Origin of the sequence: Rhodohalobacter sp. 614A (assembly GCF_021462415.1) — a bacterium.
Classification (GTDB): Bacteria; Bacteroidota; Rhodothermia; order Balneolales; family Balneolaceae; genus Rhodohalobacter.
In genome coordinates this window covers 1,169,521-1,181,382 of record NZ_JAKEDS010000002.1, presented here as the reverse complement: position 1 = coordinate 1,181,382, position 11,862 = coordinate 1,169,521, and the positions used below count along the sequence as shown (strand labels likewise).

3 protein-coding genes and 1 pseudogene are annotated in these 11,862 nt (G+C 47.0%); 1 reads left to right on the top strand and 3 read right to left on the bottom strand.

Features of this window, described 5'->3' with window-relative positions; all coding sequences use genetic code 11:
- From L0B18_RS13735 to L0B18_RS13725, 3 genes and pseudogenes are all read right to left on the bottom strand, one after another.
- A pseudogene (locus L0B18_RS13735) lies at positions 1 to 2,276 on the bottom strand (hypothetical protein); the annotation flags it as partial.
- Positions 2,277 to 2,384: 108 nt separating this feature from the next.
- Positions 2,385 to 5,990: a DUF4347 domain-containing protein gene (locus L0B18_RS13730; protein WP_234572360.1), complete on the bottom strand. Its 3,606-nt coding sequence runs from the start codon at positions 5,988 to 5,990 to the stop codon at positions 2,385 to 2,387.
- Positions 5,987 to 6,829, bottom strand: coding sequence for a sulfotransferase family protein (locus tag L0B18_RS13725; RefSeq protein ID WP_234572359.1), 843 nt, complete (start codon positions 6,827 to 6,829; stop codon positions 5,987 to 5,989). The genes L0B18_RS13730 and L0B18_RS13725 overlap by 4 nt, the downstream gene beginning before the upstream one ends.
- Positions 6,830 to 7,449: 620 nt before the next feature.
- Between L0B18_RS13725 and L0B18_RS13720 the strand changes: the two genes are divergently transcribed.
- Complete coding sequence (locus L0B18_RS13720) at positions 7,450 to 11,856, top strand: type IIG restriction enzyme/methyltransferase (RefSeq protein ID WP_234572358.1); 4,407 nt, start codon at positions 7,450 to 7,452, stop codon at positions 11,854 to 11,856.
- The last annotated feature ends 6 nt before the right edge of the window (positions 11,857 to 11,862 follow it).

The window sequence follows — 11,862 nt, the reverse complement described above, 5'->3', positions numbered from 1 at the left end:
TCCAGCAGGCTTCCATCTTCTTTTTGGGTAGCCAGCAGGGCATAGTGGGAGGACAATGGGGTCAGCTCCCAGGCGTCGCCGTCGGTTTTGTCTGTTGAGCCTTCAGAGGCAAACTCCAGCCAGGCGGCGTTTTTCATGCCGTTGCCTTGCAGCTCTAAACGTACAAAGGGAGTTTGGGTTTCTTTGCCCAGGAAGCTCGTTGCTGTGCTTGTTTTGCTGAACTGGGTAAAGTTGACTATAGAGCCACTGGATGCATTCTCTACAAAGAAGCCCTGGAACGGGGCAATGCGTCCGCCGGTCAGGTCTCCTGAGCTGCCGTTCCAGGTTTCCCAGCTTCCGGAATCCTGGTTGGCTTGGTCTCCGGTATCGTCATTGGGATTCCAGACATAGATTGTAGAAAGAAGATTGTTTTTTGTAAGCTGCCCGAAGTCAATAGGTGAGGCAAACGGGTTGCCCAGCAGGGTCCATCCATTGGCGGTAGAGTTGAGCGAAGGGGAGGTTCCTGAGGCGTGCTCAGTCCCGCTCAAAGACAGTGTTTTGGGAAACGGATCCGCACTGTTGTCGTAATTGTCATCGGCGTAGACATAGACCAGCAGTCCAATTCCCGCAGTGAGGGTGGTATTCAAATCCGTTACCGAATTCCAGTCATTCACATCCTCATCCGGGGAGCTCAGATCCCATGCGTAGACGTTAGGGGTGCCAAAATCGGTATCGGCCCCGGCTGTGGCTCCCTGGGTCCAGATGGGATCCAGAACCGTACTTAGATTTACCGCCGCCGGAATGGACAGCAGCCGCCAGCCTTCGGTGCCCGTCAGGTTTACACTGACCGCATCACTGGTGGAAAAGGATTCTTCGCTTCCGTAGGCGGTGCCTTCGCTGTTGGTGGCATAGGCGCGAAAATAAATTGTGGTTCCGAAGGGAAGCAGGTCCACGGACTCGCTGAAAGAACTGACACCGGCGTCCATGGCGACTTTATAGCCACTGTTAATATCGGGGGAACTGGCCGTTCCCCATACAATCCCGCTTTCGGTAACCGTTGCCCCGCCATCGGCGGTTACTTCGCCTCCCAATGTGGCACTGGTGGTTCCCACGCCCGATTCAACAGTGGTGGTTACCGTGGGGGTGGCTATTGCAACACCTGCTGTTTCTAATTGAAAATTATCAATGGCCCATTCTTCAACAGCCGAATTGTTTGAAAAAGCCCTTAGACGAATTTGTACGGTGGAACCCGTTTCATTTATTTCTGCTGAAAATTCCGAAAATGTTTTAGTAAGGATAGCGCCATCACCAATTTTATCTCCATCGGTATCCAGTGCCAGTTGTTTATCAATTTCGTTATTTCCATAAAAAGAAAGTAACTCCTGGTAGGTTCCTTCATCAATACTGTATTCAATAATGATATAATCGGCGTGAGTAAAATTCGGGTCTATATCTAAGTTATTATTTTCCCAACCGGCACTTTCACTGTTTGCTGCAAACAAGCCCTTAAACGAAATATTACTTTTTCCTGAAATATCAATCCCTGACCATACAATGGATTGCTCGGGGTTACCGAATGGACCATCATGATCTTCTCCTGCCCAAAAATAAGTACCTTCCTTATTTAAATAAGGACCATCTGAAATGGTAGTTAAATCGATATCTGAACCATCGGTTCGCTTAAAATAAGCTGAAGTTGTGCCTCCATTGTTAGAGGGGGTACGTAGTCCACTTGAAGGGCTCGTGGGGTCTTCAAAATCATCGTTCCAGAACACATCGGAAGATGCAGATGCACCAATATTTACCTGGAAAACTAAATCCAATGTAGATTGTACCCCACCATTAAAATACATTTGTCCGTCTTCATAACTTCCTGTTGGTTGGTATAGAATGTTGGATAAGGAGGATGTTTCAAACGTATACGTATTTCCTCCCGTTAGAGAGATATTTTCACCTGAAAGATCAATGATTTGAAAGTCACTCAGGGTAGAAGACTGAGAAACGGTCGCACCGGTAACGGTCCCTAAAACGGTTCCCGATGTTCCATCTCCCTCGTAGATAGTTACATCCACCTGTTGATCAGGAGTGCCACCCCCTCCAATGATTATCTGTACATTTTGAAGTATACCCGACTCACAGGCTACAAAGCTCTGACCGCCCATACCTGTAGCTGTTTGTGTTGATCCGGTATTTGTATTTCCTTCTGTACATTGAGCGATTGCTTCCTGAATCGTCAGAGACAAAAAGAAGAGAATAAAAAAAGAGAGAAACAGGGAATATAAACCAAATGTTTTCATAGGGATGGTATTTTAGCCGTATGCCGGGTCAATCAGTTTATATTCCAGTCTCGATTGAAATAGTCATACAGTGGCTGTAGAGTGAATGTTATTTGTTAAAAAAATGGGTTATTTGATGAGAGTTAGTTTTTTAGTGAGTGAGATGCCTGAGGCTTCCAGCCGGTACATGTACACCCCGCTGGAAAGATTTGATCCATCGAAGTTAACCGAGTAAGTACCTGCGGTCTGCCGGGTATTCACCAGGGTGGTGATCTGCCGCCCGGCCATGTCAAAGATTTCCAAGCGTACCTCACTGTTTACGGGTAATTGATAATTGATCACTGTAACCGGGTTGAACGGGTTCGGGTAGTTTTGCTCCAGGGTGAATTGCCGGGGTGTTTCGGTGCCTGGGTTCTCCAACGCAGAGGAGCTGATCACAAACCGGTGCTCCCCGCTTGTTTGCTTTTGAAGTCCGGTTTGTAGTAGGGCAAACGGATCGGCCGGAGCCTTGGCGGCTTGTATGATGAGGAATTCATACCGGGTCCCTGTTTTCAGGGGAATGCTTTCGCCGGTTTGAATATCATTCAGGTACAGCGTCTGGCCGGGTGCTTCGATATCGGTAACGGTAATGGCATACGAGCCGGGCTGGGTCGCCTCAGTCATCAGCGAAATGTTCAGTTCTCCGTCCTGCGGGTAGCGGCCGATGTCAACCAGCGAGCCATTGTCTTTTTTTGTGGCCAGCATTGCGTAGTTTTCTGAGAGCGGGGTCAGTTCCCAGGCGTCGCCGTCGGTTTTGTCTGTCGAGCCTTCAGAGGCAAATTCCAGCCAGGCAGAGTTTTTCATGCCGTTGCCTTGCAGTTCTAATCGAACAAACGGAGAAGGTTGTTCGTCCTGTTTTCCCAAAAGGGTGGTAGCGGTGGACACCTTATCAGACTGGGTAAAACTAACCGATGACCCGGCCGAGGTATTCTCCACCATAAAGCCCTGGAACGGAGCAATGCGTCCGTCTGTCAGATCTCCCGAGGTGCCATTCCATGTTTTCCAACTGCCGGAAGATTGCCCGGCCTGGCCGCCATCGCCGACATCACTATTGGGATCCCATACATATGCCGTGGACGATAAATTGGCTTTCGACAGATCATCAAAATCAATGGGAGAAGCAAAGGGATTGCCCAGAACCGTCCATCCGTTGGCATTGGAGTTCATGGTTGGAGAGATACCGGAGGCATATTCGGTGCCGGTCACACTGAGGGTTTGAGGAAACTCGTTAGAGGTACCGTTGTTGTAATCATCATCGGCATACACCTGTACCAGGAATCCGTGGCCGGCGGGCGGTGTAGTATTAGTCAGGTCGGTGACCGGTACCCAGTCGGCAGAGTCATTGCCAAGAGTGTCGGTACTCCAGGTATAGACGTTGGGCGTACCGAAATCGGTATCTCCGCCATCTGTAACGCCTTGGGTCCAGATGGGATCTAAGAATGTATTCAAGGCCACATCATCGGGGATGGACAATAATCGCCAGCCTTCGGTGCCGGTCAGGTTTACATTTACAGTACCGCCGGTAGTAAAGGATTCTTCATCACCATAGCCCGTGCCTTCACTGTTGGTGGCGTAGGCGCGATAATAAATCGTGGTTCCGAAGGGAAGCAAATCTACGGACTCACTGAAAGTGCTGGTTCCCGAACTCATGGGGACCACATTGTCATTATCCACGTCCGGCTCTGTAGCCGTTCCCCATACAATGCCGCTTTCGGTTACCGAAATCCCGCCCTCGTCCGTCACTTGCCCGCCCAATGTGGCACTGGTGGCTGTGACATCAGCTTCGGGTGTGGTGGTTAAACTTGCAATCGTAGTTGAGGTTGTAAGATCGAGTTTTACAGTACTGCCAAGGTTGGGAATCAGATCCTCACTCATTATCCACACATCATAGGAAGTACCCGGGTTCAGGCCTGTTATATCTTCCGTAAAATCCTGGCTGGCGGATGTAATGTTAAAATTCCCGCTGAATGGTGCCGGACTGCCATACCGATCTGTTCCGTTTCGTATATGAACAGCGAAAGGTGCGGTGGCTCCGTTTGCCAATACCACATAGTAAGCAACACCGATTTCATCGAGCTGAACGGTAAGAGTGGTTTGAGTTCCGGTGGTACCCGATAACGACGGAGTTGAATTTTGGTATGACGGGGGTACGTTATCGTTTACCGTAATTCCGAATGATTCCTGGTAAGAGCTTGTACCATCGTCGGTTTCAATACACACATTATACGTACCGGCTGCAAGGCTGCCTGCCGTTTCAAAATCATCATTGACATTATCGACCTGGAAGCTGGCGTTGTCGGCATCTCCTCCGGTACTGCACGTGCCCGAGTCCGATGCCCCGTTCGATACTAATGAGTAGGTATGAGTATCGCTTCCATCGGCATCTGTTGTAGAAAGGCTGCCGACTACCGCTCCTGCTCCTGTAAAACTTTGGTTGATACTCGATGAACTTAATGAGATATCGGTTGGGCCGTTATTCGAAGCCTGCAAATTTGTGATAGCGATATTATCGATTTTTACCCAGTGCATAATAGTATTGTCGCTATAGCGGATGGTAACTTTTGTGATATCCTCCCACTGGGACCCACTCACATTGATCGTTGTTCCGCTGGAAGCCGCTACCGTTGAAGACGAGTTCTGAAGGCCCCCTTTGTCGGATTCAATGGTGATGGTTTTTGAGGGTGCTCCAAATCCCTGGTACACATAAATAGAGCTCAGATCAAAGGTTTCATTCCCGCCAAAATAGAAAGTGCTATATGTCTGTTGGGAGTCGCCGGTGGAGATATACACATAACCGGAATTATAATTATATAAGTCTTTGGATCCGTCATCCCCGGAAGCCACTGTAAATACATAGCTGGTTGTGGGGATCGTATAACTTTTGATATTGGCATAACCGGGGGATATGCCTCCAAGGGCCAGGGTTCCGCTGAACTGTAAGGTTCCGGTAAAATCGTTCATGGCAATAGATTCAGCCAGTGGTTTGGCCTCAATGTCACCTTTTTGAATTTCCAGGTCCCAGTTGCCGCCAAATTCGGCATTTCCGGTCAGGTCGGATGAAGCAGCCACATCCGCATGGGTATTGTTCCTGATAATTTCGAGGAACTCCTCGCCGGCCGTATCCTGTGCCAGGTCGCAGCCGTACAGAAGCAGGTCGCCGCCTTCACGGATGGCGTGATTAATCGCCGCAAAACCCGCCATGTCTTCTTCCAGTTCGCTTCGGTCAATGCGCTGCCCGCCAATATAAATGGCACCGGCTTCCGCATGAGATACAATATGAACGGCATCCAGATTGCTGTAATTAGAGAGGATCTTCATCAGCTCTACCATTCCGTCGGAACCGGCCGGCACTTCCACGATATCCACGCCGGGGCGGGACTGTTTGAAAATCACATCCGTATCCTGAACAGCTCGGTCCACAATAATCAGCTCGCGGGTTTGCTGAGCTTTTTGAATCTCAAGACTGCCGGTATGCGTGGCAATTTCCTGCGTACGATTTTTCAGCCAGTCGCTGTTTTTAATGGCTGTGGCCGACAAAGGTTTGGCATTAAGCTGAGCCACGATCTCTTTGCCCGGAGTGTACGATCCCCGCTGTATTCGGTAATAGGAATGAGCCCCGCCGGAAAGTGCCGTCATCGACAGTGCCAGCTGTGCGAAGGTTGTTCCGGCTTTTTTGATGGTATCTCGTCGTATCATGTAGTGTGATTTGGTTGAAGACTGTTATTGCTTTTGGGAGCGATGACACTTGCCGCGGAACCGGACGTATCCCGCCAGAATGCCAGGTCGCTGTATTTCTGGAAAAGGTCGGGCGGAAGGATAGTTCGCCGCGGTTTAAATTCTACTTTTCGCTGAACAGTGTGCAGGCCTTTCACGCCCAGGCTTTGATCAAATTCATCATGGGAGTACTCTACATTGTCAAAATCGTGATCGTAATAATCCCGGCCCAGAAAACGGTAGATCAGCTTCATGGTATTTTCGGGATGCTGTGCAAGCAGATCATACTCCACCAGCAGCAGTTGCTCAGAGTATTCACCGTAAAAAGCCTCTTTGAGGGCCGTCATGGCCAGTCCCGTCACGCCGCTCATCAGGCTTTCGCACCGGGAGTAGATGGTAGCCCGGTTTGCAGCCGTAAACATCTTGCTGTAATCAAACGGATTTTTGCGGTATACTTTTTCAAAACTGTCCATAATCCATGCGGGATTGCGGACTAAGCAGATCACTTTAAAATCATCATAAATTTCTGTGAGCTGATGAAGCCTGGCCGTCCAGATGCGGTTGGTATCAAAAATAACGGGCCTGGAAACATCTTCGTAATAGGCATCGATGATGGCCTTAAAAATCCGCCGCCGTTTTTCTTCATTAAAATGAGAGTAAAATTCTGAACCGGCTCCCATTTGTTCTAAAACACCGTGAATAAGCGTGGCAACGGGGCTCGTCATGCCGGCGTGGAAATCCGGGTTTTGCTGCAAAATACCGGACAAAAGGGTAGATCCCGATCGTGGCAATCCGGATATAAAATGGAATGTCGTCTGCATATTTTAGCCGTCTGCGCTCTTCAATTGCACGTGTAATGATTTAATGCCTGGTACTAATAGATCTTTCCACGAGCAACGGACGCACTACAATAATGAGTAAATCAAAGAGGAAGAATAAGGCGGCTGACACGGTAAGCTAACACACACCTGTGCAACATCTTATATACTTCGTTACTTGTTATGAGTCCCCATGTATGGATAGAAGACATAAATGTACGAAATGCGATCTAATATTTAAATTATTTAATTAATTGATTCTAATTTTTTTCGACAAGGGAGAGTAGCTTTGCAATTCGGTCGCCTTTTTGGTGTGAAAAACGGGCCTTTCAAAAATGTATGAACAGGGCTCACATGCCGGGAAAGACTCCTCTTTATATTCGTTTGATTCCCGGTTTCTACTGGCTGCCAACTGGACTGGCTTAGCATTGGGTTTCACCAAAGGTGTACCAAGGATAATACAAGGATGCTCCAAGGGAGATGAATGGCTGAAAAAGGTAACTTATCACTGATCCGGAACGGTTTTTCTTCCCGCGAATATCAACGTAAAAATGGCGGGTAAACTCCTTCTTTAATATCACATCCTCTTTTCCTATAATCCATGTGAATTAAAGAATGTAAGAATGAATCTACATACAACAACTGTTCGGCAGGGGATCAATAAGGCATATTTAAAGGTCACTATTAAACGGGCAGACCTGGATCATTTTAAAGAAGAGGCGACCGCGTACCTAAAAAGTTTGAGTCATGCCGAAGGAGAGAGCGAAGAACACCTGAAAGGGTACCTCCGGGATTTTCTGCAAAACAGTTTTTACAATAAAGAAGAACGGTTGGTAAACACCAGCAATCGGGTGGATCTGGGGATTTATTCCGGGAAAACAAAATCCTCTATCCTGGAAGTGCTCATTGAAGCGAAAAAACCGGGAAATACCCGTGAGATGATCACCCAAGAGAATGGCAACGCCAAAGCTCTTCACGAAGCACTTCTCTATTATTTTGAGGAACGGGAGGGTGGCAATGAAGACATCAAACAAGTTGTCATCACCAATTATACGGAGTTCTTTTTCTTTGATGCCCAGGAGATCGAACGGAATTTTTACTCCAAAAAGTCACTGATTAAAACCTTTCGAAACTGGAAAAATGACCAGAAAGTCTCTTCCAATACCGATTTTTTGTACGGCAAATTCAGGGAATTTATTGCGGCTTCTGATGCCAACCTGAATGGAATTTATCTGAACCTGAAGGATTACAAAGCAAAACTGGCAGCTCCGGCCTCGGAAGATGATGATAAAAAACTGATTCCGCTCTACAAGCTTTTTTCTCCGGAGCATTTGGTGAAGAAACCGTTTGCCAATGACAGCAACTCGCTCGATAAACGATTTTATAATGAATTTCTGCATATCCTTGGCCTGCAGGAAGTAAAAGAGAAGGGGAGCCGGCTCATTCAAAGACTGCCGGAAAATGAAAGAGAAAGCGGGTCGCTGATAGAAAATACTATCGAAATTTTACGGTATGACCAGCACATGAATGAGGTTCGGGATGCCCGGACTCAGTATGGCGGAGATGAAAATGATCAGCTTTTTGGTGTGGCGCTTGAGCTGGTGATTACATGGATGAACCGTATTCTCTTTTTAAAACTTATGGAAGCCCAGCTGCTTTCCTACCATAATGATGATGACAAATTTAAGTTTCTCAGTTTTAATACCATTGATGAGTATGATGAGCTAAATAAACTTTTCTTCAGGGTTCTTGCTCTTCGTAATGAGGAAAGGCCGCGATCTGTGCAAGAACAGTTTGGGCATATTCCATATTTGAATTCCTCGCTGTTTGATTCCACAAAACTCGAAAAAACCACTATCCAGATTTCCGGGCTGAATGACAAAGCGTCTCTCGGGCTTTATTCTCAAAGTATATTGAAGAAGGCAACCCGCCCTCCCGAAGGCCCATTAAATACCCTCGATTATCTCCTTCGGTTTCTCGATGCCTATAATTTCAGCGCGGAAAGTTCGGGCGGCATTCAAACTGAAGACAAAACGCTGATCAACGCTTCGGTGCTTGGACTTATTTTTGAGAAGATCAACGGTTACAAAGACGGTTCGTTTTTTACACCCGGGTTTATCACCGAGTATATGGCGCGGGAAACCTTGCGGAAAGCGGTGATTGATAAGTTTGCAGAGGCCCTCTCCCCAACCCCTCTCCCCGAGGGAAAAGGGAGTGATTTCGAGCGCGGGATGTCTTCTGAAACGCCGAGAGCAAAGCTTCCTGAGTCGCTGCTGGAAAATGCGAGATACCTTCGCAAAAACCAGACGCCGGCTGAGGAGATGCTTTGGCAATTGTTGCGGAATAAACAGATGGGGCTAAAATTCAGACGGCAGCATCCGATCAAAGAGGGTTTTGTTATCGATTTTTATTGCCATGAGGCAAAACTTGCCATAGAACTGGATGGCAGATATCATAATGAAGAAAAACAGCAGATATCCGATCAGGAGCGGGAGAAAATTTTAAAGGAAATGAACCTTCAAATCGTAAGATTTAAAAATGAGGAGGTTCAAAATAATACTGTAAACGTTCTGGAAACGATTCAGTCATATGTTTCTGATAAAACACATTCTCAAAAACTTCCCTCTCCCAGTGGGAGCGGGGTGCCCGAAGGGCGGGGAGAGGGTGAATTGGGTGAGGGCGACAAACTCACCCTCACCGACATCTCCAACCGCATCGGACGAGACATTTCCATCCGGCAAGCCAATGACATCATTAATTCCATCACCATTTGTGACCCGGCCGTGGGATCGGGACATTTTCTGGTTTCCTGCCTGAATGAGCTGATTGCGATCAAGTCGGAGTTGAAGATTTTGTGCGACCCGGAAGGCAAGCGCATTCCATACCTGGATATTGAGGTGGAAAACGATGAACTGGCTATTGAGCACGAAGGTGAACTGTTTGAGTACAAGCTGAAGCACGAATGGAAAGACGGGAAGGTAACCCGTAAACCGGCGGGAAGTGACCGCCAGCGTGTACAAATGGCGCTCTTCCACGAAAAGAAATTCCTGATCGAAAACTGTTTGTTTGGGGTGGATATCAATCCCAATTCAGTGAAAATCTGCCGGCTGCGGTTGTGGATTGAACTGCTGAAACATGCGTATTATCGCCCGGGCCCTCATTTTGACCCTCACCCTCAGGGAGAAAGAACGGGTAAAGAGATTAATACACATTCAAAAACGAATGAAAAAGATCTCCCCTCGCCCGCTGGCGGGAGAGAGGGTGGACTGGGTGAGGGTGAATACTCCGAACTGGAAGTCCTTCCCAATATTGATATCAACATAAAACCGGGGAATTCGCTGGTGAGCCGGTTTGGGCTGGATGAAGATCTCAGTTCCATCTTCAAGAAAAGCGAGCACTCGCTGGAAGATTACAAACAGGCTGTGCGCAGCTACCGCGAAACGCGTGTCCGCAATGAGAAACAGCGCCTGGAAAAACTCATTGACGACATTAAAGCCGAATACAGCGAAAGCCTGCTCAACAATAAACCCATCAACAAAAAGCTGAGTAACGCCCGCGGAAAGCTGGAGTTGATGCAGAACGAAGACCTGTTCGGAGAAGGAAAAGCCACCAAAAAAGAACTCAAAAAACAGCAGAAAAAAGTAGCCAGACTGGAAGAAGAAAAAGCCGGGGAAGAAGCCGGGGCTTTTTACCGCGAAGCCTTTGAATGGCGTTTCGAATTCCCGGAAGTGCTGGATAAAGACGGTACATTTGTTGGGTTTGATGTGGTGATTGGGAATCCGCCGTATGTGCGGCAGGAAGCGTTGGGCGATTTAAAACCCTTTTTAAAAACCCATTTTGATGTATATGCCGGAACTGCGGATTTGTATGCTTATTTCATAGAACAGGGCGTGAAATTACTTCGGGAAAACGGCTACTTCCATTATATCGTGGCGAATAAATGGATGCGGGCGAATTACGGCAAACCGTTGAGAACGTGGATGCAGCAAAGACAAATTACGGCCATCACCGATTTTGGAGACCTGCCCGTTTTTGAAGAAGCCACAACCTATCCCTGTTTGCTGGAAATCAGGAAAACCGACCATCCAACGGTGTTCAAAGCATTTGAAGTGGAAAGTTTGCCTGTAGAAAATTTTGAGGTTCTGGAAGAGGAAAATGGCTTTGAAGTAGATGCAACCAAATTGAGTGAAGAAGGCTGGTCGTTGGTGCCGATAGAAACTCAACGATTGCTTGAAAAACTCAAAGAGGCAGGAACTCCATTGGGTGAATATGTAGAAGGGAAAATATTTTATGGCATTAAAACCGGATTGAATAAAGCTTTTGTGATTGACGAGGAAACGAAAGACCGGTTGATCGCTGAAGATGCATCCAGTGCGGAATTGATAAAACCCTTTTTGGCAGGGCGGGATATTAAACGATATCAGGTCCCCGAGCCCGAAAACTATCTGATTTTTACAAGACGAGGAATTGAAATTGATAAGTACCCGGCCGTTAAAAAATATTTAGAAGGATTTAAAGAACAGCTGAAACCCCGCCCCAAGGATATTCCAGGCAGCGAATGGCCAGGAAGAAAACCGGGAAGTTATAAATGGTATGAAATTCAGGATGCAGTCGATTATTATGAAGAGTTTGAGAAGCCAAAGATTATTTATCCAAATATATGTAAGCAGCCAGAATATACCTATGACGATGAAAACAAGTATACAAACCAAAAGTGCTTTATCATCAGTTTAGATGATAAATTTCTTTTGGGTTACATGAACAGTACTCTTGTTTATTTTTTGTACGACTTAATTCTCCCCAAACTAAGAGGGGATTATTATGAGCCCAGTTATGTGTTTTTAAAAGATTTTCCAGTTCCAAAAAAATCAGAAAAACTTACCACACTCGTGGACGAAATCCTCATCACCAAAAAACAAAACCCCGAAGCCGACACCGGCAAACTGGAAGCGGAAATAGACCGGCTGGTGTATGAGTTGTATGGATTGAGTGAGGAGGAGATTGAAATCGTGGAGGGAAGTGTGGGATGAGTATCC

What these genes read in the sequence shown, in the direction of transcription:
- L0B18_RS13720 (WP_234572358.1), top strand. Translation starts at nt 7,450, where the DNA reads ATGAATCTACATACAACAACTGTTCGGCAGGGGATCAATAAGGCATAT.
- L0B18_RS13725 (WP_234572359.1), bottom strand. Translation starts at nt 6,829, where the DNA reads ATGCAGACGACATTCCATTTTATATCCGGATTGCCACGATCGGGATCT.
- L0B18_RS13730 (WP_234572360.1), bottom strand. Translation starts at nt 5,990, where the DNA reads ATGATACGACGAGATACCATCAAAAAAGCCGGAACAACCTTCGCACAG.